The sequence below is a fragment of the Clostridioides sp. GD02404 genome (assembly GCF_045898275.1).
In the GTDB taxonomy this organism is placed as follows: domain Bacteria; phylum Bacillota; class Clostridia; order Peptostreptococcales; family Peptostreptococcaceae; genus Clostridioides; species Clostridioides difficile_A.
In genome coordinates, this window is the sequence record NZ_JBJOCA010000014.1 from 1 (window position 1) to 24,085 (window position 24,085).

General features: G+C 28.6%; 19 protein-coding genes, 1 pseudogene and 2 riboswitches. Of the genes and pseudogenes, 2 read left to right on the forward strand and 18 right to left on the reverse strand.

Features of this window, described 5'->3' with window-relative positions; all coding sequences use genetic code 11:
• Nucleotides 1-103: 103 nt before the first annotated feature.
• The 9 genes from Q3287_RS09985 to Q3287_RS10025 all read right to left on the reverse strand — a co-directional run bounded on the left by Q3287_RS09985 (nucleotide 104) and on the right by Q3287_RS10025 (nucleotide 10,440).
• Nucleotides 104-1,369, reverse strand: a complete 1,266-nt coding sequence (locus Q3287_RS09985; protein WP_407964025.1) for a class II D-tagatose-bisphosphate aldolase non-catalytic subunit — start codon at nucleotides 1,367-1,369, stop codon at nucleotides 104-106.
• A 91-nt stretch (nucleotides 1,370-1,460) separates the two neighbouring features.
• Entirely contained in the window at nucleotides 1,461-1,769 is a 309-nt protein-coding gene (locus Q3287_RS09990) for a PTS fructose-like transporter subunit IIB (protein ID WP_054268773.1), read from the reverse strand.
• 83 nt (nucleotides 1,770-1,852) lie between these two features.
• Complete coding sequence (locus Q3287_RS09995; protein WP_054268772.1) at nucleotides 1,853-2,908, reverse strand: PTS fructose transporter subunit EIIC; 1,056 nt, start codon at nucleotides 2,906-2,908, stop codon at nucleotides 1,853-1,855.
• A 1-nt stretch (nucleotide 2,909) separates the two neighbouring features.
• Nucleotides 2,910-3,362, reverse strand: a complete 453-nt coding sequence (locus Q3287_RS10000; RefSeq protein ID WP_074178096.1) for a PTS sugar transporter subunit IIA — start codon at nucleotides 3,360-3,362, stop codon at nucleotides 2,910-2,912.
• Nucleotides 3,359-5,389 carry a BglG family transcription antiterminator gene (locus Q3287_RS10005; RefSeq protein ID WP_407964026.1) on the reverse strand — a complete coding sequence of 677 codons (2,031 nt, stop codon included), beginning with the start codon at nucleotides 5,387-5,389 and terminating at the stop codon, nucleotides 3,359-3,361. Before Q3287_RS10005 ends, Q3287_RS10000 begins: the two co-directional genes overlap by 4 nt.
• Nucleotides 5,390-5,648: 259 nt before the next feature.
• Nucleotides 5,649-7,892, reverse strand: a complete 2,244-nt coding sequence (locus tag Q3287_RS10010) for an EAL domain-containing protein (RefSeq protein WP_407964027.1) — start codon at nucleotides 7,890-7,892, stop codon at nucleotides 5,649-5,651.
• Between the two features lie 347 nt (nucleotides 7,893-8,239).
• Complete coding sequence (locus tag Q3287_RS10015) at nucleotides 8,240-8,821, reverse strand: sugar O-acetyltransferase (RefSeq protein ID WP_054268768.1); 582 nt, start codon at nucleotides 8,819-8,821, stop codon at nucleotides 8,240-8,242.
• A gap of 489 nt (nucleotides 8,822-9,310) precedes the next feature.
• Entirely contained in the window at nucleotides 9,311-9,877 is a 567-nt protein-coding gene (locus Q3287_RS10020) for a chromate transporter (RefSeq protein WP_407964028.1), read from the reverse strand.
• Nucleotides 9,874-10,440 (reverse strand): chromate transporter, encoded by a 567-nt coding sequence (locus tag Q3287_RS10025; protein ID WP_407964046.1) that lies wholly within the window; start codon nucleotides 10,438-10,440, stop codon nucleotides 9,874-9,876. Before Q3287_RS10025 ends, Q3287_RS10020 begins: the two co-directional genes overlap by 4 nt.
• Before the next feature lie 116 nt (nucleotides 10,441-10,556).
• Between Q3287_RS10025 and Q3287_RS10030 the strand changes: the two genes are divergently transcribed.
• Nucleotides 10,557-11,429, forward strand: a complete 873-nt coding sequence (locus Q3287_RS10030; protein WP_065388442.1) for a LysR family transcriptional regulator — start codon at nucleotides 10,557-10,559, stop codon at nucleotides 11,427-11,429.
• Nucleotides 11,430-11,581: 152 nt separating this feature from the next.
• Here Q3287_RS10030 and Q3287_RS10035 read toward each other — a convergent pair whose 3' ends face one another.
• Entirely contained in the window at nucleotides 11,582-12,973 is a 1,392-nt protein-coding gene (locus Q3287_RS10035) for a metallophosphoesterase (protein WP_407964029.1), read from the reverse strand.
• 470 nt (nucleotides 12,974-13,443) lie between these two features.
• Nucleotides 13,444-13,540, forward strand: a riboswitch (cyclic di-GMP riboswitch).
• 53 nt (nucleotides 13,541-13,593) lie between these two features.
• Here Q3287_RS10035 and Q3287_RS10040 point away from each other — a divergent pair.
• Entirely contained in the window at nucleotides 13,594-13,770 is a 177-nt protein-coding gene (locus Q3287_RS10040; protein WP_021382611.1) for a hypothetical protein, read from the forward strand.
• Nucleotides 13,771-14,075: 305 nt separating this feature from the next.
• Here Q3287_RS10040 and guaA read toward each other — a convergent pair whose 3' ends face one another.
• From guaA to Q3287_RS10080, 8 genes and pseudogenes are all read right to left on the reverse strand, one after another.
• Complete coding sequence (gene guaA, locus Q3287_RS10045) at nucleotides 14,076-15,611, reverse strand: glutamine-hydrolyzing GMP synthase (protein WP_054268764.1); 1,536 nt, start codon at nucleotides 15,609-15,611, stop codon at nucleotides 14,076-14,078.
• A 221-nt stretch (nucleotides 15,612-15,832) separates the two neighbouring features.
• Nucleotides 15,833-15,934: riboswitch (purine riboswitch) on the reverse strand.
• A gap of 59 nt (nucleotides 15,935-15,993) precedes the next feature.
• Nucleotides 15,994-17,177 (reverse strand): annotated as a pseudogene (gene larC / locus Q3287_RS10050) (nickel pincer cofactor biosynthesis protein LarC).
• A gap of 91 nt (nucleotides 17,178-17,268) precedes the next feature.
• Entirely contained in the window at nucleotides 17,269-18,009 is a 741-nt protein-coding gene (gene larB / locus Q3287_RS10055) for a nickel pincer cofactor biosynthesis protein LarB (protein ID WP_054268761.1), read from the reverse strand.
• 164 nt (nucleotides 18,010-18,173) lie between these two features.
• The gene (gene groL / locus Q3287_RS10060) at nucleotides 18,174-19,802 is read right to left on the reverse strand and encodes a chaperonin GroEL (protein ID WP_054275615.1); all 1,629 of its coding nucleotides are present in this window, start codon (nucleotides 19,800-19,802) and stop codon (nucleotides 18,174-18,176) included.
• A gap of 32 nt (nucleotides 19,803-19,834) precedes the next feature.
• Complete coding sequence (gene groES, locus Q3287_RS10065) at nucleotides 19,835-20,119, reverse strand: co-chaperone GroES (RefSeq protein WP_003420907.1); 285 nt, start codon at nucleotides 20,117-20,119, stop codon at nucleotides 19,835-19,837.
• 192 nt (nucleotides 20,120-20,311) lie between these two features.
• The gene (gene cls / locus Q3287_RS10070) at nucleotides 20,312-21,802 is read right to left on the reverse strand and encodes a cardiolipin synthase (protein WP_054275614.1); all 1,491 of its coding nucleotides are present in this window, start codon (nucleotides 21,800-21,802) and stop codon (nucleotides 20,312-20,314) included.
• Between the two features lie 18 nt (nucleotides 21,803-21,820).
• On the reverse strand, nucleotides 21,821-22,696 hold the full coding sequence (locus Q3287_RS10075) for a DNA-3-methyladenine glycosylase (RefSeq protein WP_054275613.1): 876 nt from the start codon (nucleotides 22,694-22,696) through the stop codon (nucleotides 21,821-21,823).
• Nucleotides 22,697-22,986: 290 nt separating this feature from the next.
• On the reverse strand, nucleotides 22,987-24,018 hold the full coding sequence (locus Q3287_RS10080; RefSeq protein WP_054268756.1) for a YeiH family protein: 1,032 nt from the start codon (nucleotides 24,016-24,018) through the stop codon (nucleotides 22,987-22,989).
• Between the last annotated feature and the right edge of the window lie 67 nt (nucleotides 24,019-24,085).

Consider the following 24,085-nt stretch of genomic DNA (forward strand, 5'->3'; position numbering starts at 1 on the left):
AAATTAAATTAATCAAAATATTAGTCCTCCCAAATTTAATAGTGGTAAGTATAATTATATCTATAAATACCTAGTATAACAATACTTGCCACTATAAGTCCTATTATTTATTTAAAATTCTTGTAGTAACACCTTTTAAATTATAACATTCTGCATACTCACGTAAAGGGCGCTTAATGTGGTCTACAACAAATCTTTGACCATCAATATTATTTTTACTTAAATTACTATAAAGTACTTCTATCTCTCTTTTAACACTATCATTGTTGAATGTATAGTGACCTGCAATATCTAATATCTCATTAGATAAAACTTCATCTTTAAATATTTCTTCAATAGTTAAATCTTTCTGTTCTCCCATTACCCACTTTCTCCAACGTCCACATTCAATAGCATCTACAAGAAGAACTTCTCTAATATTTGAAGTTTTTTCAATTAATCCTTCTTCCTTTAGTTTTCTTTCAACTTCTGCTAACTTTAAGTATGCTCTCGTCTCTTCAGTTCCATATTGAGGAGCAACATTTGTTGCAATAATTTGAGATGGTATATGTTCTAATAAAGTCACATCATCCAAATAATCTCCATTATGTTCTTTTAATCCTACTCCATACTTTTTAGCCATTTGAGCTAAATCATAAGCATTCTTAAAATTAAAAGTACCTACTTGTTCTGTTTTTCTAGTTAAAGTCCCTGTCTGACCAACTATAAATGTTGGCATTGGTAAATCTCTCTTCTCAAGCTCAACTTTTAATTTAGTTATAAATGTCTCATATGTCTCAGTTGAAGTTAATCCTCCATTTGTTTCCTCTGTCCCAACTTCATATCCTATTTCTGGCATATTGAGTCTTTTTCTTTCATTTTCACAATATTCAATCAATTCTACAGTTCTTTCTAGTACTATATCTAATGGAATTACCTTTCCCATTTCAAATGGGTCTTTTGTAGGGTCAATCATTAGTAAATCAAAACCTGCCTCAATATCAGCTAAATAAGATTTTTTTCCTAATTCCATAGCTTTATCAACATGCAAATGGTCGTTTCTTTCTTTATCTCTTTGCCATGGTCCTCCATGGTCTCTACATAAGTAATATAGACCATCAAATCCAACTTTATCAGCTATTTGCTTAATATCCTTTGTAAAAGTTTTTTGATTCCAACCATTTACATAACCACCACCTAGTTCATCTGCATCTACTTGATTTCTACTGGCAATAAACATTAAAGGAAAATCATTATCTTTTGCTAGTTCAAAACTCGCTTGTAACAAGTTTGGTGACATAGGCCCAATCCCTAAAAGTGTTGCACTTTTCCCCTCTTCTTGTAAGTCTAGTAGTCGTTGTACGACAGTTTTTATTGGTAACTTTTTCATGACTATATCTCCTTTTATTCTATTTTTTAGATGTATTTAATAGTATTACTATTAAATACATCTTCTTGTTATATGTAAAATAAATTAAACTCTATTGAAAAGTATCTTTTATTTTTTTGATTAATGCATCAGATTTTTTAATTATGTCAGACACACTCATTCTTACAACTTTTTTTCCTTTAAATCTATCCATATTTCTAATTTCAACATCATTAGTTAGTATTACACAAGCTGCTTCCTTAATCTCTTTAGGTGATAATTCATTATCTATTCCAGAACTCCCTTGAGTCTCAACCTTTATTTCTATATCAAATTTCTTTGCTGACAATTCAAGAGATTCAGCTGACATATAAGTGTGTGCTACACCACTAGGGCAAGATGTTACTGCTACAATTTTCATATTTTTATCTCCTTTAAAGTTATAATTTTGTATGATTATTTTTTATAATAAATTTTATATAAATTAATAGTATTTATATACCTCTATAATTCTTCAAATACTAGTTCAATAGAATCCTCTATATCTTCTTCGACTTCTTCATCTTCTTTTACATCTTTCTTCACTAATTTCATCAATATCGCAACAGCAACTGCTCCAGTTAATACAGAAGCTATATATCCCAACCTGTTATCGACAACTGGGAGTACTATCAAACCACCCCAAGGTGCATGATTTAAACACCCTAATAAGAAAGCCATAATGTTTCCAATAATAGACCCAGCCATAATACAAGGAATTACTCTAACAGGGTCTGCTGTTGCAAATGGAATAGCTCCTTCTGTAATTCCAACACAACCCATTAATAGAGAAGCTTTTCCTGAGTCTCTTTCTTCCTTACTAAATTTTTTTGGGAACAATAATGTTGCTAATCCTAACCCTATTGGAGGTATACAGATTGCCACACCAACTCCCCCCATTAAATATGGAAGTGTGTCAACTTGAGTTTGGGCAAAGGTTGCAGCAACTTTGTTTATAGGACCACCCATATCTGAAGCTATCATTCCTCCTAAGATTCCACCTAAAGGAATTTTAGAAACACCAGACATTCCATTTAACCAATTAGTCATCCATGTCATAAAAGAAGCTATAGGCTCTCCAATTAAAAATACAATTATACCTCCTGTAATCAATGTACCAAGCAAAGGATAAATAAATATTGAACCTAAAGTTCTCATTGTTGGAGCTAATTTAATTTTCTTTAATTGTAAAACAACAAATCCCGCTATAAATCCTGCTATGATACCACCTATAAAACCAGCATTTACTTCTTTTGCTAAATATGCACCTATCATTCCTGGAGCCAATCCTGGCTTATCTGCCATACTAAATGCTATATATCCACCTAATATAGGAATAAATAAAGCTAGACCAGCAGCTCCAATTTGATTCAGTTTAGCTAACCATCCAGTTTCTGGGACAGCAGCTTGTCCACTTAAAGTAACTGATAATGCAAATAGTATTCCCCCAGCAACTACAAATGGAATCATATACGATGTTGCTGTCATAAGATGTTTCTGTAAAAACTTTAAAATCCTCATTTTAATCTTCCTCCCCTATTTTTTCTTTTATAAGATTATAGACTGTTTGTTCATCTGAATTTCTAATTTGATTTCTAAAGCTCTCATGCATCAATAAACGTGCTAGTCTTGACAAAATCTTTAAATGTAGATTATTTTCATTGTCTTTTGTTACAGATATCAGAAATATTAAATCCACTTTTTCGCCTTCTTCTGTCCATACGATAGGGGTATCAAGCTTTCCTATAGTAATACAAGAGCTTTTAACTCCTATACTTTGGCTATGAGGAAGACCTATTCCATGTCCAATATAAGTCGATAATGTTTCCTCTCTCTTTAAAACATCTTCTAAAAATTGATTTTTATCTTTTAGATAACCCTCTTTTGATACTGCATCTACTAATGATACAATGGCTTCTTCTTTTGAATTAGCATGTATTTTAAATGAACATTTTACATTGACTAATTTACTCATACAGTGACCTCCTTTTCGTATTTATGAATTAAACTTTCTGCTTCTTCTTTTGTCTTCGCTTTCTCTAACATAGTAATGAAATTAGTCTTATAAACCATTTTAGTTAAATTAATTATTGCAGGAATTTGCTCCTTTTTATCTCTACTTGCTAGACAAAATATAATTTTGACTTTTTTATCTCCAAAATTAATTGCTTCTTTACATATCAATAAACTTATGGAACTTACTTTAACTAATGAATTATCATTCCCATGTAACAGAGCAAACTCATTATCTTTTATAGCATAAAAACCCACGTTTTTTAAAATATCTATAATATTGTCAGCATACTTTTCTGATACGAAATCACAATCAGCAAGTATATTTGAACTAATCTTTACAGCATCTTCCCATTTTAACCTTTCATCAATTATACTTATAGTATCGATTCCTATTAAATCCCCTAAGTTAAGTTGTCTAGATAATATTCTCTCATCACTGTATCCAAGCTCTTGCCATATAATACTCAATACTCTTTTTTGTGCATCTTCTTCTAAAAAATCCAACCTTTTTTTTATTGACATATAATTAGTTAATACATTCTTCCTTTTTATTCCTTTTTCTTCAAGCTTTAAATAATCCTCTTCTTGTAAAAATGGATTTATCTCAATAATTGTTTTAGGTAAATCTACTATTATCTTTGATGTTGTTACAATAAAATCAATACTTTCCCATTCTTTATAATCTTGTAACTTATATGATGGAATACTATCCACTATATTTATCTGGTAATCATTTATTAAAGTATCCTTTAACATAGCAATTACGCCATAACCAAATCCACAAACTAACAATATATTTTTATAATTATTTCTCTCATTTCTATGTATGCTTCCTAAAAAGTGTATTGCTAAAAGTATTATTTCGTTTTCATTCTTTATTTGATTTAATACTCTATTTTTTTGAATAGAAGCCTTAGTAGCCTCTAGTACGTACTGGTATTTGTCTGGTATGACATGAAATAATTCTTCATAAATCTGTATATTCTGTTTGATTCTCTCTATCAATGGAGCAATATGATTAAGTAATCCTTTATAAAGAATCATATCTTCCTTAAAGTCACTTTCCAATATCTCTGACATATTGTAAATTAAGTCTTGAACTATCATTTCTGTACTAATCAAATCCATATCTTCATTTAAACTTGCATATTTATTTGTAAAAAATACAAAACTCTTTAACAACAAAATTTGTTCTTTAGTTAAATTTTTTTGTATTATTTGTTCAAATTCTTGGTCAAACTTATTTTCAAAATATGGTTCACTTAAAGAAGAAGATTCTAAAGGATGTTTTTCATCTGAATGTATATACCATGTAAAAAGGAAAATATTTGACACATACCATGTAAAAGATTCATCGTTTAAAGTCCATCCCATTTGCAATAATAAATTTGTAGACCAATTATATATATCACTCAAAGAAATACCTTTAAATATTTTTTCAATTATATTTACTATATACTTCTCAAATACACTTAAATCAGATTTTTCCTTGCCAAAAAGATAGGAATATAATTTTAATATATTCAATCGCTGTTTATATATAGTATCTTCATCTCCACTTATCTTGAAAGCTTTATCATAAGTAATAATTATTTGATTTCTTTCCAGTTCACTCGACAAAACATTAAGATCATTTTTAATTGAACTTCTAGAAACTTGAAATTCTTTACTCAATTTTTCTAAATTTAAGTTATCTATTTTAAACATTGATATAATCTTCATAATGGATACTCGTTCAGTTAAAGAAAATACATATTCATTATTATCTATTAATACTACTTGGAAGTCATCAGGAATAATTAATACACCTTTATTCATCTTTTGTATTACAGGTTTGTTCAATGACTGTAAAACAATATTTAAATTATTTATATCATATCTAACCTTTCTTTCTTCTATATTTAGTTGTTTACTAATCTCCTTGTAACTTGTCTTATTTTTTCCTTTTAGAAAATTCATAATGATTAACATTCTTCCACTTATCATATTTTCCCTCCTTTCAAAATAATTAGAGTTATCAATATTGCAAATTTTATATTATTCTGTATATTTTCATTCTTTTGTGTCTAAAGAAGTAACTATCTTTCTATATTCAGAATAATACAATAGGGCTTTGACTACAACTTACAATATTTGAAAATTGTTTTTACAAAATTTGTAGCTACATTTTTTTAGTAAATACACAAATAAAAAAGACAAGTTATATTTTTAATTATATAACCTGTCTAAATTTTTTATTTTATATTTAATCATTAGATATTCTTAAAGTTTTTATTTTATTATTTTCATATGTGAACTTTTCAAACTCAGATATTAATAGTGGTTTAGAAAAAACATAACCTTGGATATAATCACATCCTACATTTTGTAGAAACTCTACTTGCTCTAATTCTTCAATTCCTTCAGCAATTACCTTCATACCAAGTCTTCTACTAAGTTCAATAATAGACTCAATAACCACCTTACCACGTTCTATATTGTTTTTACTGATAAAGAATGAACGGTCGAGTTTAATTATATCAACTTTAAAATCCTTTAATATCCCTAATGATGAATATCCAAATCCAAAATCATCTATAGAACACTTAAATCCTTTAGAATGAATATCCTTTATTACATCTATAGCTTCTGGATTTTCTAAGAAGATAGATTCTGTAAGTTCTAAATCTATTAAATGTGTTGGTACATCATATTTATTACATATAAGCTCATATTTTTCCAAAAACGACTTATCCTTTAAATGTTGTCTAGATACATTAACAGAAATTATCAACACTTCTTTACCTTCTTTTATCCATTTAGAAATCAATTTACATGTTTCTTCAAGTATATATAAATCTAACTTACATATAAATCCACTTTTCTCAAAAAGGGGAATGAAATCATTTGGATAAATTATGCCTTTTTCTGAATTTCTCCAGCGCGTAAGAGACTCTGCTCCACTAACTTTACCATTTTTTATATCAATTTTTGGTTGTAAACATATAAAAAATTCTTTATCTTCAAGGGCTTTTTCCATTAGATTTGAAATTTCCTTTTCAGATATTAATCGCTTTCTTTCTATATCACTATAAAAAGAAAAATCACTTTGATGAGCTTTGTTGAAGCTTTTTCTTGCTGTATTTGCATAGTCTTGTATTGTGATTAAATCTTCATTACGATTTTCAATTGTGTAAATACCTACTGATATTCTTAAAAAGTACGGATTTTCTATGTTTTCATTAAAATAATTTATATCAGCTTCTATTTTATACAATAACTCTAGAACTTCTAACACTGGTCTATTTTTAATAAACAAATAGAAAAGGTCTGCATCATGACGACATACAAATTCTTCATTTTTAGTAATATTTTTAGATAAAACAGTATAAATATGTTTGAGTGTCATATTTCCTTTATCACTACCAAAGCAATCATTTATTAACTTAAATTCCTTTATATTTATCGCAATCATCATATAGGTACTATCTGGTGATTCTGAAATTAAAGGTTTGACTAACATGCCAAACTTGGTTTGGTTAATACCATTCGTTATATTATCTAAATACGCAATATTTTCTATTTGATTTACATATTTTTTTCTTATCATATATAAAAGCCCTGTTATAATTCCAATAATACATGTAACTATAAATGTCATTATTATTGTAAAAGAGTTTAACTTATTAAGTTCACCAAGTACAGCTTCTTCAGGTACTACAAGAACAAAATACCAATCATTTAGGCCTTTTGTAATTGGATAATAAGTTAATAAACATTTTATGTTTTTTGATGAGGTTATTACAGTATCTCCTGACCTTTCATTTTTAAAATCTTCAAGCATTTTTTGAGCCCAGGGCTCATTCACAGAATCTTTATACTTGTAACTAAGGTCTTTTATTAATTCACTATTTTTACCAATAAAAAGTGGTCTTCCCTTGCTATTAATAATTTCAATAGTTCCTTTCCCATTAAAATTATCTATGTTAAGAATATCATTCATACTTTCTTTATCGGCAACACCTATTAAAAGGCTAGACACCTCATGTTTATCATCAAATATAGGGACAGTATAGAGAACAACACCTAATGACTCTATTACCTCTGAATATTCTTTACCTTCTATTCCCTTTTTATATGAAACAGTATTCTTTAAGTCAAACTTTTTTCCACTTAAAAACCCTGCCTTCCCTTCTAAATCAATTATTCCAATATCATAATACTTATAACTAGTCTTTCTTTTAGATAAGTACTCATATCGACTATCTCCCTCATATTGTTTGATAAAATCTGCCATTATTCTTAAATCAGATAAGATAAATTTTATTTTAGAATCAACATTCATTACAATTTGTGTAGATACATCTTTTAAATAGCTCTCAGTTTGTTTATTAGATATATTATGAAGTTTTATGGTATTGAAAATAGTAATTACAAGGATTGAAATAATAAGTAGATATAAAATTATAGACAGAAACAAACTATTTTTCTTATACCTTGATAATTTCATTTTTTGTCCTCCAAGTTATAAATCTATTTTTTAAATGTATATTGAAACCTACGAAATTCACTGCTACTAATCTATTCACACTATATTATATTATTCTATTTCTTAATATTCAAGAATACTACTTTAATATTTCATTAATAAATTGTAAATAATAACTTTATTAATCAATCATATGAGATATAATCTTTTATGTGCATAAATATAATAAATACAATGTCTAACATCTTATTAATTAAATTTACTAGACACTATTATCTATTAATAAAAAAACTATCCCTAATTTTGAGATAGCTTTTCATTTTAATAATACCTTTGATATTTACTAAATAGATATATTATAATAGTTCTCATTTATTTTCTCTAATAACATGGCATGGATTCCCATAAGCTATGGTATTGGATGGTATTGACTTCGTCACAACACTTCCTGCACCAATAGTTACATTATCTCCTATCGTTACACCTGGTAAAATAATACTTCCTCCACCAATCCAAACATCATTCCCAATTTTAACTGGAGCAGTTATAGTTTTACAAAATTTAAATCCATCATCAGTTCTTTCTCCAAATCTATCTTTAGCATTTGTTGGATGAAAAGCTGTATATATTTGCACATTAGGGGCAATTAACGCATTATCACCTATTATGATTTCATTATCATCTAAAAAAGTACAATTCATATTTACTTCACAATTATTACCAAAATAAATATTATTTCCATAGTCAACATAAAAAGGTGCAGTAATCCATATGTTCTGTCCTCTTTTCCCCAAAAGCTCAGTTAAAATACGTTCTTTATTAATATTGTCATCTGATTTCAAATTATTATACTCTCTAGTTAAATCTTTTGCCTTATGCCATTGATACAACAATTCTTTATCTCCACAATCATACAATTCTCCTGCTAACATCTTTTCGCGCTCTGTCATTTCATCCTCCTACAATATTTAAGTATTTTAATCAGACATAATATTTAATATTATCCCATGTATATCAGTACAATAAAAAAGTAAATACAAAGATAGTAAGTAACTATAACCTCTACCTAAATTAACTCTATACTGTATATTCACTACACAAATATAACACAAACTATATTTGTATTACAATTCACCACTGTATTGCTTCTTTATTTATATTTGAATTTTAGTACCTAAATTAAACAGTACTTATTGTCCCATTAAAAATTTAAATTTACCCTTGAATCTGACACCATGTTAGGGTATATCATGCATTCAGAGAGGTGAATAATATATGATAATAAACCTTCTATCTATTTAAAATGTAAATATCTTCGCTTTTGACTTTTCAGAAACAGGAAAAAGTGGTGGAAATGAAAAAGATTTAAATTACATTGTTACATATATACGAGAACTCACCCAAACACTAAACTTGTATATTGTGTTTGAGTGATGACATTACAAATAAAAAAATATCCCCACTATACCACTTATTAGCATGATTATGATAGGATTGATTTTCCATTTACGCACTATCAATAACATAACACAAAATATCATTAATGCAACCCAATTTAATTTATTAAATATAGAGTTGATATCTAATGTATTTGTCCCAAATAATGCAAGTATTATAATTGTAGCTGCGGCTGAAATAATTAAACCTAATGATGCTGACTTTAGACCATTTAACACTTCAAATATGTAAGTAGAATTCTGGTGCTTTTGAAAAAAATCATATAAAAATAGAGATATCACTACTCCACACAATACACAACCTAAGGTAGCCGCAATAGCTCCACATAGACCTCCAATTTGAAGTCCAACAAAAGTAGAAGTATTAACAGCTAATGGACCTGGTGTCATCTGTGAAATAGTTATAATGTCTGTAAACATCTTTTCGCTTATCCATTCAGTTTGACTTACTACTTGCTCTTGAATTAAAGGTATGATTGCATAACCACCACCAATACTAAGCAATCCTATTTTTAAAAATATGAGAAATAAGTTCCAAATTATATTCATTTATTTTTCCTCTTCTTGCAGAATACTCTCACTATACACACACAGCAGCAAACAAATAATATGAGAGCTACATTTATACCCATAATGAAATTTGCAAAGAAAGTGACAGGTATCATAACTGATAAAAATATAGATTTTTCTTTTAGTATCATAGAACACATGTCAACAATCAAATCCACGATTAGTGCAGCAACACCAGCCTGCATTCCTTTTAATACTGCGTTAACGATGGCATTGGATATAAAAGTTGTATAAAATATTGATACTAATCCAAGAATAGCTAGTGGGGGTATCATAGCAGATATACAACTAATGATAGCACCTAAAGTACCTGCTACTTGATAACCTGACAAAGCAGATAAATTGATTGCAATTGCTCCAGGAGTTGATTGTGCAACTGCCGCCATACCCATCAAATCATCCTCTGTAAAGTATTGCTTCTGTTTTACAAAATAACGTCTAACCATAGGTACAACTACATACCCCCCTCCAAAAGTGAATGTACTAATGAATAAATTGATAGTTAGAAGCCAAAAATATGGTTTTTCACTTTTCTTCAAAATCTACCTCCTTCTTTCTTCCTTCTCTTATTTAGTATATCTCTTGCCCTGCAATCTGTAAAATGATAGAATTTAATAGAATCAATTAATTTTATTCATGTCTAGTGAGGATATTTATTATGAACATAAGATATTTAGAGATTTTAGAAGCAATTGAGCAAACAGGAACATTCACAGGTGCTGCAAAAAAATTACATATTACACAATCTGCAGTATCTCATGCTATAGCTGAACTTGAACAACAGGCTGGCACGGCACTATTTGATAGATTTCCAAGAGGAGTATGTTTGACTAGTTGTGGTATTTCTCTTTTAGAAGAAGCACGCAGTATACTAACCGCTTGTCGCAATTTAGATAAGAGAATTAGCCATTTAGAGGAAAGTACACCCATAAATATTGTATCTAGCATTACAATTGCTTCTTTTTTACTTCCACCAATCTTAAGTCGATTGAAGAATTCATTTCCATCTCTTAAAGTGAATGTACGTGTTGAAAGTGCTAATTCAGCTATGGACATTTTAAAAAGTGGAGAAGCCGATATAGCTTTTTGGGAAGGTATAGAACCACAAGGGGCATTTCGCACAATTCTATTAGGCTCCTATAAATTATGTGTTGCATGTGCTCCAACTTTTCCTTTATCAGAACAGGTAATATCTCTACACCAATTATGCACATTTCCATTGTTGTTGCGTGAAAAAGGAAGTGCTATTCGTGATACTTTAGATAGTGTATTATCTCTTTCCAACCAAAAGGCTTATCCCGTTTGGGAAAGTGTTAATTCTTTTGCACTTATTAAAGCCGCAGAGGCAGGATTAGGTATAACCATTTTACCAGAAAATTTATTATCAGATTCTCTATTACATAATAAATTACGATTGATTAAATTAAATGGTACAGATATGGAAAATAAAATGTTAGCAATCTTACATAAAGATAAAAATATCACACAACCTTTGAAAATAATATTAGACAATATAACCAATATACTTTAGTTTAAAGATTTAATTTCTTAACATAAATTTTTGTTAAATGAAAAAAGTGTGTACTATTCTTTGATATTGTGATATTTTAATTATCATCATTATCTAGAATAAATACACACTTTATTTTAGACATCATCTAAACTGAAATAAGATAATAGTCTCTATTGTATATGTTTTAAATTAATAATATATTCTTTTTTACCTCTCTCAACTCTAAACTTATCATTTTTGTTAGGATAAATAGTCACAACATTATCTTTATACTCTGATTCATCATATTTTATATTAAGTGGCATAACTTCAGATTCTGCACATAGATAGGTAACAGGCTTATCTTTGTTCATTACAACAATCTGTACCATGCCATCACCCTTTGGAGATGATATATTTCTCCATTTATATCCTACTGTTTTATATATATCCTCCGCGGATGTCCCAGATTTAAAAACATATATTTTATCCCATTCAGGAGCCGTTACTTCTGATAATCTTATCTCGCTCTTATCTTTACTGACTTTATTAACTGAAGAAATGAACTCTCCAAATTTTTCATCTTCTTGATTTTTTTCAAATTTGACTAATTTACTAGTTTTATCAACCACATTCCATTTGTCATTATTTTTCTCTAATTTAAAATTAATCTTAGAAATACATTCTCCATGTTTCCCTGGTTCAGTAACTATAACATTTTCCCCTGATTCATTTTTATAATCATGCTGCTCAATTTGAACATGATTATGTCCAGCAACTATAGCATCAATTCCATCAACTTGTTGCGCTAAGTCTTGTATTCTATTTCCTGGGTTTCTAGGTTTTTTAGGTTTTTCACCTGTATGTGCAACAGCTACTATGATGTCAGGTTTCTCTTTTTTCATTATATTAACCCATTTTTTAGCATCTTCTACCAAATCATTCATATACAGTTCTCCATTATATCCTTCTTGGTCTTTTAACTCTAATGATTTAGTATCTACAAGCTCTCCATCTTTCCATTGTTTTCTCTCACCAACTTCTTTTATAGTAAGCCCTAAAATCCCAAGCTTTACATTTCCTTCAGGCGTATTAATATTTTTTATTATGTATGGTTTTGTATAATTTTCTCCATTTTTCTTATACGTATTTGCTGATAATATATTTATCTTTTGTTTTTCAAAATCAGATATCATATTATCTAAATAGAATTTATTATTAGATATGAATTCATGATTACCAAGAACTGCAACATCATAACCTACTTCTTTCATATCTTTTGAAATAGGTGTTTCAATATAACTTTCAGAGCCTCCATCATTATTTTTTTGTCTAGCACTAAAATAATCATTCATACTGCTACCTGATACTTCTCCACTATCAAAAAAATCTCCAGCATCTACTAAAGTTAGATTTTTATCTTTTTCTCTTTCTTCTTTTACATAAGAAGTTAATTCATAAGGTATCACACCATGTAAATCAGTAGTCGCTAACACATTTATTTCTGTTGTTTTCTTTGAAGCACATCCAGACATAAGTGCTGCAAATAGAAAAGTAACTACTATAATTGTTTTATTTTTCATAATCCCTCCATATTCTAAAATATTCATTTTAATATACTAACTACCAAGTTATTTTATAGTATTAATATTAATACATTATGTACAGAAATCATATTTATTTTCATATACATAAAATGTTAAAAAATAAAAAACTTGATAACTTAATATCCAATCTCCTTTATCTTATCTTACTTAATATCGTTTTCAACATTATCCAATCGTTGCTAATAAGTATAATTTATATGCTTATCACTGTCAAGTTTAGCTCATCTCCTCTACAATATATCCCAAAGTTACCTAATTTCTATCTACTTAATTTATTAACTACTTCTATTTACTCTAATTTATGCCATCTTCTCAATTTAACTTAATCAACACATCTAGTCTATTTTCTGAAGTAAAATAACATTCATATGCATAAATTTATTCAATTTTCAAATAATCATGTTGAATAATAACTAATTCTGTTGTATTATTGTAGTTGTAGAATAAAACTAAATCGGCAAAGCTAGAGAAATTTAGTGACGCAAAGCTATAGGGACTAAGACTTATAAAATCAATTATAAGTTATGTCAGCCAGTTGCCAAAAAGATATATTCTTTTTGTTTTTCATGAAAGTTTTTTAGGGGGATAAATATATTATGTTTGGAGATAAAATGGATAGATGTACACATATATTGACTGCTTACATTGGTAGTCCATATGATTATTGTGATTTTATAGATACACAGCTAGATGATTTTATACTAGAGTACGGAGAAAATGTGGTAGAATCTTGCCTACATCAGGTGATGATATTGGTAAGTAAGTATAATTAGGTAGGTTTTATTTTCTAGAAAGACCTTTTTAGTTTTATCTACATTTAAATAATCTTATAGTAAAAAATTTTAATATCATATATTAGTTCTACTACAATTAAACTTGGTCAATATCGAAAAAAATCTGAACGAATTTATTATAAATTAAGTAGTGATGAAATCAAAGAAATAATAAAAGGGCTTGAAAATCTATTATTTAAATAAATTTGATTAATATAGATAAACAAGTCTAGGTGAGTTTATTATTAGATAAATTTAAAAAGCTATAAACCTTGTAATTACAAAGTTTATAGCTTTTTTATTTATTATTCCCACTCGATAGTCCCTGGTGGTTTAGAAGTTATATCATAAACTACTCTATTTACTCCATCAACTTCATTTATTATTCTATTAGAAATTCTTTCTAATACATCATAAGGCATCTTATACCAGTCAGAAGTCATTCCATCAGAAGAAGTAACTGCTCTTAAACCAACTAGATAAGCATATGTTCTTTCATCTCCCATAACTCCAACAGTTTTAACATCTGGTAATGTTGCAAAAGCTTGCCATATTTCTCTATATAGACCTGCTTTTCTAAGCTCGTCCATATAAACAGCATCAGCTTCTCTTAGGATGTCACATTTTTCTTTAGTTACATCACCTATAACTCTTATTCCTAAACCTGGCCCTGGGAAAGGATGTCTAAAGATTAATCCTTCTTCTATACCAAGCTCTAATCCTATTTTTCTAACTTCATCTTTAAATAACTCTCTTAATGGTTCTACAATTTCTTGGAAGTCTACATCTTCTGGAATTCCACCAACATTGTGATGAGATTTTATTGTAGCAGCATTTCCATGTCCACTTTCTATAACATCTGGATAGATTGTCCCTTGAACTAAGAAATCCATTTTTCCTAATTTATTTGATTCTTCTTCAAATACTCTTATAAATTCTTCACCTATTATTTTTCTCTTAGCTTCTGGCTCAGATACTCCTTTTAACTTAGATAAGAATCTATCTTCTGCATTAACTCTTATTAGATTTATATCAAATTTTTCTCTAAATATTCTTTCTACATCATTTCCTTCATTTTTTCTAAGTAATCCATGGTCAACAAATATACAAGTTAAATTGTCCCCAATTGCTCTATGAATAAGAACTGCAGCAACAGAAGAATCAACTCCTCCACTTAAAGCACATAAAGCTTTTTTATCACCTATTTTTTCTTTTAATTCTTTTATCTTATCTTCTATAAATGAATCTGTAGTCCAGTCTCCTTTTACCTTACAAATATTATATAAGAAATTTGTAAGTATCTTATCACCTTCTAAACAGTGTTCTACTTCTGGATGGAATTGAACTCCATATAAGTTTCGTTCTACATTTTCCATAGCCGCTACTGGACAATCGTTAGTATTTGCAACTATATTAAATCCTTCTGGAACTTTTTCTATTAAATCTGTATGACTCATCCATACACTATTTGTAGTTATACCTTCAAATAATGATGATTTTCCATAAGTTATAGCCGTTTTTCCATACTCTTTTTCTTGTTTATTACCTTTTCTTACAACTCCGCCTAAGACATGAGACATTATTTGAATACCATAGCAAATTCCAAGTATTGGAACTCCTAGTTCAAATATTTCTTTTGATATTGTTGGTGAATCTTCTAAATATGCACTATTTGGTCCACCTGTAAATATTATCCCTTTAGGATTTTTTTCTTTTATTCTTTCTATGCTTGCAGTACATGGAAGTATTTCACAATATACGTTGTTTTCTCTAACTCTTCTAGCTATCAACTGATTATATTGTCCTCCAAAATCTATTACAAGTACTAATTCATGTTTCATAAATTTACATCTCTCCTTGTATAATATAGTTTTTATATATTTATTTTAACACAATACAGTCTAAATTATATTAAATCTTTTTACACAAAAAACCTGTATAGTAACTTCCATAATTTCTAACAAAAGTGAAATTACTATACAGGCTTCCAAAATGTCCTTTATCTTATAGCCAACACATAGGGAGTATAACTCAGCCTACACATTTACTTAACTAGGTCTTTTGGTATAATAATTTCACTCATAGTCAAGATATTTACGGTATCTTGGTAGAGACTCTCAGACCATATTTCTGAGCATATACGAGTGAGTTTATATTTTATATATTTTTTTCTGTTTGCTTTTATTTAATAAAGCTGAGTATTAATTTATCAAAATTTATTGCTTATGTCAATAAGTTTTCACTAAATTCTTCTTTTATTCTAAAATTTATATCAGCAAACACTTTTTTTATAGGAATATCTTCATTTTTTGCTATAGTTTTACATTCATTGTATTCTGGAGTAGCCTTTATTAGTTTATCTTTATAATATCCTAATTTTACTGTAACTACTCCATATTTTGTATCCAATTTTACAAATTTTCTATCTAGAATTTCTCTATTGTAGGAATTATATCGCACTCCAAATGTGCTAGTTTCTAAAAGTAATATTTTAATAAATTTTTCTAAATCTGATTCATTACATAAAATTGATACTTTTGTTGCAGGTCTATTCTTCTTCATATAAATGCTCTCTGTATAAATATCTAATGCTTTCTCATTTAATACTTTTTCATACAAATAAGAATAGATTTCTGAAGACATATCATCAATGTTTGCACTAATTTCATAAATTAATTCTTCTTTTTTTTTTCACCTAATACAGTTCTCAACATATTTGGTACTTCAAATTTCTTATGACCTATACCATATCCAATTTGTTTTGGAGAAAATTCAAACTCATCTACAAACTCATCACATAAAACTTTTATGATTGCAGCTCCTGTTGGAGTTGTACATTCTCCTTTTATATTATTTAATTTAATTGGCACACCTTTTAAAATTTCCATAGTTGCAGGTGCAGGTATAGGTATAATTCCATGCTCACATTTTGCAAAACCTGAACCAACAGTCACTGTACTAGCACAAACTTTATCTATACAAAGTAAATCAACTAATATAGAAGCTCCTACTATATCCACAATTGAATCTATAGCCCCTACCTCATGAAAATGTATCTTATCTATTGTAGTTCCATGAACTTTAGCCTCTGCTTCGCCAATTACCATAAATATTTTTTTTGCATTAGATTTTACATTTTCATTTAAACCACTTTCATCTATAATCTCAAATATATCCACTAAATTTCTATGTGTGTGTGTTTCTTTTGTAATTACTTCTACTTTTGTACCTACTATTCCATTCTCATTTTTTGAGCTGATGTTTATGTTAAATTCATCGCTCATTTTTAGTTTATGAATTTCCTCCAAAAAAATTTCCTTAGGTACACCTAAATTTAATAAACTTGCAAGGGTCATATCCCCTGATATACCGCTTATTATATCAAAATAAAGTATTTTTTCACTCATATATGTCTCCTCAATTTTAATAATAAAATATAATAGAAATTAGATTTTATTATATAATTTATGTTTAATTTATATCAATATATTTTATTTATTATAGCTTATTTATCATTGCTGCTAAATATCCTGCGCCAAATCCATTATCAATATTTACAACAGATATTCCAGATGCACAACTATTTAACATAGCCAGCAATGCTGCTAACCCTCCAAAATTTGCTCCATATCCAACAGAAGTTGGAACAGCTATTACTGGAACATCAACCAATCCTCCAACTACACTTGCAAGAGCACCTTCCATTCCTGCAACAGCCACTATTACTCTAGCACTATCTATTTTATGTCTTTTATTTAAAAGCCTATGTATACCTGCCACACCTACATCATAGATTCTATCAACATCATTACCCAGAAATTTAGCTGTATAATATGCTTCATCTGCTACTGGTATATCAGAAGTTCCTCCTGTAGCAATCACAATTTTGCCCTTTCCTATATTCTCTATAGCATGATTTTGAATTTTGAGAATTTTAGATAACTCTTCATATTCAGCATGATTATATATTTCTTTAATTTTTATAAAGGTTTCTTTTCTACATCTTGTCCCCAATATATTAGAGCCTTTTTGATTCATTTTATCAATAATTCCTAAAATATGTTCGTCACTCTTTCCTTCACAATAAATAACTTCTGGATATCCATTTCTTAGTTCTCTATGATGGTCTATGTTTGCATAGCCAAGGTCTTCATATGGTAAATCTTTTAATCTATCTAATGCAACATCTATATCTATGTTCTCATTTTTAACTTCTTCAAGCAACTTTCTTAAGTCCATAATCTCGCATCCTTTTTAATTTTGATTTTTTATCTAATAACAATTATACCTCAATTAGTATTTATGTAACATTACTTATACATAAAAGAACTATTCCAACTTAGAAATTAAAACTAAGTCAGAATAGTTCTTTATATTAAGATTTATGTTCTAAATTTTTTAAATTACATCATTCCTGGCATTCCGCCACCCATTCCTGGCATTCCTGCATCTTCTTTCTCAGGAAGGTCAGCAACAGCAGCTTCAGTAGTTAAGAAAGTACCTGCTATTGATGCAGCATTTTGTAAAGCACTTCTACTAACTTTAGTTGGGTCAACTATACCAGCTTCTATCATATTTACATATTTTTCATTTAATGCGTCAAATCCAGTTTCTGCTTCAGAATTAACAACATTTTGTACAATTACAGCACCTTCAAGACCAGCATTTATAGCTATTTGTCTTAATGGCTCCTCTAATGCTTTTTTAACTATTTGAGCACCTAGTTTAACTTCTCCTTCTAAACTATCAACTAGTGTGCCTATTGCTGGTATAACACTAACAAAAGCAGTTCCTCCACCAGCTACTATTCCTTCTTCTACTGCTGCTCTAGTTGCATTAAGAGCATCTTCTATTCTTAGCTTTCTTTCTTTTAACTCCACTTCTGTAGCAGCCCCAACTTTTATAACCGCTACTCCTCCAGCAAGCTTAGCTAATCTTTCCATTAGTTTTTCTCTATCAAAATCTGAAGTAGTTTGCTCTACTTGATGTTTAATTTGAGCTACTCTATCTTCTATAGCTTTTTTATCTCCAGAACCATCTACTATTGTAGTGTTTTCTTTAGTTACTTTAACAGATGAAGCTCTACCTAACATAGATAAATCAGCTTCTTTTAAATCATAACCTAATTCTTCTGATATTACTTGAGCACCTGTAAGTATTGCTATATCTTGAAGCATTTCTTTTCTTCTATCCCCAAATCCTGGAGCTTTAACTGCTACTACATCAAATGTTCCTCTTAATTTATTAACTACTAATGTAGACAATGCTTCACCTTCTACATCTTCAGCTATTATCAATAATTTTTTACCTTGTTGAACTATTTGCTCAAGAACTGGTAATAATTCTTGTATGTTAGATATTTTTTTATCAGTAATTAATATATATGGGTCATTTAAAACTGCTTCCATCTTATCTACATCTGTAACCATATATGCAGAAACAAATCCTCTATCAAACTGCATACCTTCAACAGCATCTAATTCAGTATTCATAGTTTGAGATTCTTCAACAGTTATAACTCCATCTTTCCCTACTATTTCCATAGCCTCTGCTATTAATTTTCCAACTTCTTCATCTCCAGCAGATATAGAAGCAACTTGAGATATAGCTTCTTGTGTTTCCACTATTCTTGATTGATTTTTTAATTCTTCTACTGCTACTATTACTGCTTTTTGTATCCCTTTTCTTAATAATATTGGGTTAGCCCCTGCTGTTACATTTTTTAAACCTTCTCTTATTATAGCTTGTGCTAAAACTGTAGCAGTTGTAGTACCATCTCCAGCTACATCATTAGTTTTTGTTGCAACTTCTTTAACTAATTGAGCACCCATATTTTCAAATCTATCTTCTAACTCTATCTCTTTTGCTATAGTTACACCATCATTAGTTATAAGTGGAGAACCGAATTTTTTATCTAATATAACATTTCTTCCTTTTGGTCCTAATGTTACTTTTACTGTATCTGCTAATTTATTTACACCAGCTTCTAAAGCTCTTCTTGTTTCCTCTGAAAATTTAATTTCTTTAGCCATTTTAAACCCCTCCTAATAAACTTATTCTATATTTATTCAATAACAGCTAATACATCACTTTGTCTTAGTATTGTATACTCTTGTCCTTCTATCTTAACTTCTGTTCCAGAATATTTTTGGAATATAACTTTATCTCCTACTGTTAATTCCATTTTTATTTCTTTTCCTTCAACTATTCCACCTGGTCCAACTTCTACAACTTCAGCTATTTGAGGTTGCTCTTTAGCTGCTCCTGGTAAAACTATTCCACTTGCAGTTTTTTCTTCTGCTTCTACTTTTTTAATTACTACTCTGTCAGCTAATGGTCTTATTTTCATTCTTTACGCCTCCTAAAATATTAAGTATAGACTAGTTCGCCTATGTTTTTAGTTATTTTTAAATTAATACTACTTTTATATGTAGATTTATATATATACTTTTTATTTATTATCACTCTATTCAATAGAGTGCTAACAATTATTATAATATACCAATCACACATAATTTTCAATACCTTTTTTAATAATTTTTTATAATATTGGTGAAAATAATCTGGCTACAGATTCTTTAATTTTTTGTATAATACTTCTATTCTTAAATACCTCCAGATTAAGTTCTTCACAGTGACTTAAATCTTCAAAGAAATCATCTGTCATTACTCCAATAACTTCTTCATCATAGATAAATGCATTTACTTCAAAGTTAAGCATAAAACTTCTTAAATCCATATTAGCTGTCCCTGCAGAAGCAATTTTATCATCTATTATTACGACTTTAGAATGTATAAATCCTTTATTATATAAATAAACCTTACCACCTGCTCTTAATATTTCTTCAAAATAGGAATAGGATGCTATGTTTACTATCTTGTGGTCTGCAATTTTTGGAAATATTATTCTAACATCTACTCCACTAAGTGCAGCACTTTTTATAGCTTTTAGTAAACTCTCATCTGGAATAAAGTACGGTGTTTCTATATAAACATTTTGCCTAGCTTGGCATATTGCAGAAAAATAAGCATAATGAATATCTTCCCAATCACTATCTGGACCACTTGCAACAACCTGTATCATACTTTCGCCTACATTTCCAACACTTGGAAAATAGTTTTTAGTCACTAAAACTTCTTTTGTTGTATAATACCAGTCAATCAAAAATGTCATCTGAAGCATATATACAGAAATACCTTTAATTCTAATGTGAGTATCTCTCCAATACCCAAACTTATCATCTTTGCCTAAATATTCATCTCCTATATTTATTCCACCTGTATATCCAATTATTCCATCAATAACAACAATTTTTCTATGATTTCTATAGTTCAATTTTCCTCCTATTATAGGAAATTTTGTAGGTAAAAATGCTGCTATTTCTATACCAACTTCTCTCATTTCTCGGAAGAATTTTCTATTAAACCAAAATCTCCAACATCCTACATCATCATATAAAATTCTTATTTTAACTCCTTCTTTGGCTTTTTTTATAAGCTCTTCTTTTAACACCCTACCTATATCACTATCTTTGATAATAAAGTACTCTAAATGGATATGGTCTTTTGCTTCTCTTATATCTTCTATAAGCATTTTAAACTTTTCATTTCCATCTACAAAGACATCTACTTTATTATTTTTAGTAAATGGAAACATACCCGTCTTTAAAAGCATATTTATTACTCTTTTTCTGTAACTACCGTCTTCTTCGTCTCTTAAAAGCTTATTTTGCTTTATAGATTCTTTTTCTAGTTCAACGATTTCTGTTATCTTTTCTAACGTATCAAAAAGTTTCTTTTCTTTTATATTGTTAGCTAGTTTTTGAGTCTTAAATAATTTTCGCTTTCTAATATTTCTACCTGAAATAGCATATACAATTAGACCAATTCCTGGAAATATAATAAACATTAATAACCAGGACATGGTTTTTGCAGGATCTCTATTTTCAAGTAATATAATCACAGAAATTATGGCTCCAGCTAGATATGATATAATTAAATAGAACAGAAATATTGTGCCTATTACTCCCATAATTCCTCCCCCTTAATTTTATTTTCCTATACCAAGTTCTCTTGCATAGTAAAATAAATACTGTTGAGCAAATCCAGACATATCTCCGAATTTATCAATGCCATAAGTTCTCATTTTAGGTAGACTCATATCTTCATCTATGTAGAACTCTTGCATAACCCTCTTAACCCAAACATCAACTGGAAAAGAATCATATTTTTGCATGCCAAATAATGCAATACAATCACATACTTTTGGTCCTACTCCATTGAATTTTAAAAGTTCTTTTCTACAGTCATCTGTAGTTAAATTTGTATATTCAGATACCTTATCATTATTTTCTATAACCGCCTCTGTAGTACTTTTTATGTACTTATCTCTAAAGCCTGTTTGACATGCTCTTATTTCCTCTTGTGAAGCCTTATTTAGCTCTTCTGGTGTTGGGAATGCGTAGTATTCATTACCTTCGTACTCACCTATGTACTTGCCAAATTTTTTTGATAAATTTTCTATAGCTCTTTGTATCATAGGAATTCTATTATTAGAAGAAATTATAAATGATATAAGCATTTCCCATCCATCTTGTCTTAGTATTCTTATTCCACATCCAAACTCAGTAGCCTTATTTAAATATTCATCCATATTTTTTAGCTTATTTTTTATTTCTGTATAATCAGTTCCTAAATCAAAGTAATTATACCAAATACTATTAAACTCCTCTAAATTTGTATTATTTAAATATATCTTATCATTTTCTTTTTTTACATTTAATATTCTACCCTTTGCAACGCCAGTGTATGAGTCATCTTCTTGTTTGTGCCATCTAAAACATTGACCACACTCAAATATATGTTTTGGATCAAAATCTGTTACCCCTTCTAGTATAACTCCATTATCCTTTTCATAAACATTCATAACTAAATCTCCTTAATATTTATATTTTTACTTTGTCTATTTATTTAAAAACTTAACTTTAATATGTGTATTTTACTTATTTTAACACAAAGATAAGCAATTTCAAAATTTATAATGTTATTATTATGTAAAATAATATTTTACTTTAAATTTTCACTTAAAATAAAAAATGAATTTCTATAAGTTTATACCCATTTAAACTTATCGAAATTCATTTTTTATTTATATTATAAATTATTAGTATCATATTATTTTAATTAATCAAGCTAATATTAAAAATGTTTTTTATACTATATAAATATTTTTATTAAAACTATAGCTGATACAACTTGCACTATACCTACAAATAAACCATATAAAGAAACTTCTTTACCTTGTTTCACTAAGTCTTTTACATTAACCTTTAAACCAATTGCTGCTAAAGCTATTATTTCAAATTTGTTACTTATTTCTTTGCATAATACAGATATATCTTTTGGTATAATATTCATTGAGAAAAGTGCACAAGTTATAAAAAATCCAATTACATACCATGGTATATTTACTTTTTTCTTTTTTATCTCATCCTTTTCTTCTTCAAATATTTCACTATTAGACTGATTTTTCATATGCCCAAATACTAATACTACAACAACCAAAAATATTACTCTTACTATTTTAAAAATAGTTGCCAAATCTTTTACATTTTCTCCAACTATCGCCCCACTTGCTACAACTTGACCAATTGACTGCAAAGTTCCTCCTATCATTGCTGATGTTTTTACTAGCTCATGGCTATATAAAAATTGAGATATTATTGGAAGTAAAAACATAAGAAATATACCAGTAACATTTACAATAGTTATTGCAATTCCCTTCTCTTTGTCTGTAGCATTAACTACTGGAACTGTTGCTCCTATAGCAGAAGAACCACATACTGCGTTTCCACTTGCCATTAGAAATCTAAAGTTTTCTTCAAAACCTAATTTTTTACCTATATAAAGTGCTGCTACTATTGTTATTGTCATTTGTAACATTATAAATAAGATTCCTGAAACTTTTAAGTCTATTAGAGTAGATACACTGAGTGTCGCTCCTAATAGTACTATTGAATATGATAGCAAATCTGTCTCTGAAAATTTATAACCTTTTTGAAACACCTTTTGATTTAAGAATAAATTTCCTACAAACATACCCAAAAATATAGAAATTGATGCGGCTCCTACTTTAGGAATTAGAGTAGAAATAAATATACTAATATAACCTACTAATACTGATACAAATAGCCCTGGTAATATTTCTTTTATATTTTTTAATGTTAGACAGCTTTTATTCTTTAACATAATATACCTACCTTATAATTAATATAGTTTTCTTTACAATAATAGTATATAATTGTAATAACCATAA

Coding starts and splice junctions, on each gene's coding strand:
- Q3287_RS09985 (WP_407964025.1), bottom strand. CDS start 1,369: ATGAAAAAGTTACCAATAAAAACTGTCGTACAACGACTACTAGACTTA.
- Q3287_RS09990 (WP_054268773.1), bottom strand. CDS start 1,769: ATGAAAATTGTAGCAGTAACATCTTGCCCTAGTGGTGTAGCACACACT.
- Q3287_RS09995 (WP_054268772.1), bottom strand. CDS start 2,908: ATGAGGATTTTAAAGTTTTTACAGAAACATCTTATGACAGCAACATCG.
- Q3287_RS10000 (WP_074178096.1), bottom strand. CDS start 3,362: ATGAGTAAATTAGTCAATGTAAAATGTTCATTTAAAATACATGCTAAT.
- Q3287_RS10005 (WP_407964026.1), bottom strand. CDS start 5,389: ATGATAAGTGGAAGAATGTTAATCATTATGAATTTTCTAAAAGGAAAA.
- Q3287_RS10010 (WP_407964027.1), bottom strand. CDS start 7,892: ATGAAATTATCAAGGTATAAGAAAAATAGTTTGTTTCTGTCTATAATT.
- Q3287_RS10015 (WP_054268768.1), bottom strand. CDS start 8,821: ATGACAGAGCGCGAAAAGATGTTAGCAGGAGAATTGTATGATTGTGGA.
- Q3287_RS10020 (WP_407964028.1), bottom strand. CDS start 9,877: ATGAATATAATTTGGAACTTATTTCTCATATTTTTAAAAATAGGATTG.
- Q3287_RS10030 (WP_065388442.1), top strand. CDS start 10,557: ATGAACATAAGATATTTAGAGATTTTAGAAGCAATTGAGCAAACAGGA.
- Q3287_RS10035 (WP_407964029.1), bottom strand. CDS start 12,973: ATGAAAAATAAAACAATTATAGTAGTTACTTTTCTATTTGCAGCACTT.
- Q3287_RS10040 (WP_021382611.1), top strand. CDS start 13,594: ATGTTTGGAGATAAAATGGATAGATGTACACATATATTGACTGCTTAC.
- guaA (WP_054268764.1), bottom strand. CDS start 15,611: ATGAAACATGAATTAGTACTTGTAATAGATTTTGGAGGACAATATAAT.
- larB (WP_054268761.1), bottom strand. CDS start 18,009: ATGGACTTAAGAAAGTTGCTTGAAGAAGTTAAAAATGAGAACATAGAT.
- groL (WP_054275615.1), bottom strand. CDS start 19,802: ATGGCTAAAGAAATTAAATTTTCAGAGGAAACAAGAAGAGCTTTAGAA.
- groES (WP_003420907.1), bottom strand. CDS start 20,119: ATGAAAATAAGACCATTAGCTGACAGAGTAGTAATTAAAAAAGTAGAA.
- cls (WP_054275614.1), bottom strand. CDS start 21,802: ATGGGAGTAATAGGCACAATATTTCTGTTCTATTTAATTATATCATAT.
- Q3287_RS10075 (WP_054275613.1), bottom strand. CDS start 22,696: ATGAATGTTTATGAAAAGGATAATGGAGTTATACTAGAAGGGGTAACA.
- Q3287_RS10080 (WP_054268756.1), bottom strand. CDS start 24,018: ATGTTAAAGAATAAAAGCTGTCTAACATTAAAAAATATAAAAGAAATA.